At 49.7% G+C, this 483-nt stretch carries 1 protein-coding gene; it reads left to right on the forward strand.

Annotation, left to right across the window (positions count from 1 at the left end; genetic code table 11):
• The coding region (locus MMP72_RS15780) for an Ig-like domain-containing protein (protein ID WP_241406216.1) at positions 1 to 483 on the forward strand (483 nt) is incomplete at both ends.

The following is a 483-nucleotide window of genomic DNA, read 5'->3' on the forward strand; positions in this document are numbered from 1 at the left end:
CACAGCAGAAGTTGTTGCAGGACCAGATGGCAGTTGGACAGTACCGAACCCAGGTTTAGATGATGGTGATGAAATCACAGCAGTGGCAACAGATGCAGCAGGCAATAGTTCAGATCCTGCCACAGCAATTGTAGATGCAGTTGCGCCAGACGCTCCAGTAATTGATCCAGTCAATGGCACTGATCCAATTACAGGTACAGCAGAACCTGATTCGACGGTGACGGTAACCTTCCCAGATGGCAGTACAACAGAGGTTGTTGCTGGACCAGACGGTAGTTGGACAGTACCAAATCCAGGATTAGAAGATGGCGATGAAGTTACTGCAGTCGCAACAGATCCAGCAGGCAATACATCAGATCCAACCACAGCAATTGTTGATGCTGTTGCGCCAGATGCACCAGTGCTTGATCCAATCAATGCCACAGATCCAATTAGCGGTACAGCAGAACCTGATTCGACGGTGACGGTAACCTTCCCAGATGG

The sequence above is a fragment of the Acinetobacter sp. NIPH 2699 genome (assembly GCF_022549355.1).
GTDB lineage: Bacteria > Pseudomonadota > Gammaproteobacteria > Pseudomonadales > Moraxellaceae > Acinetobacter.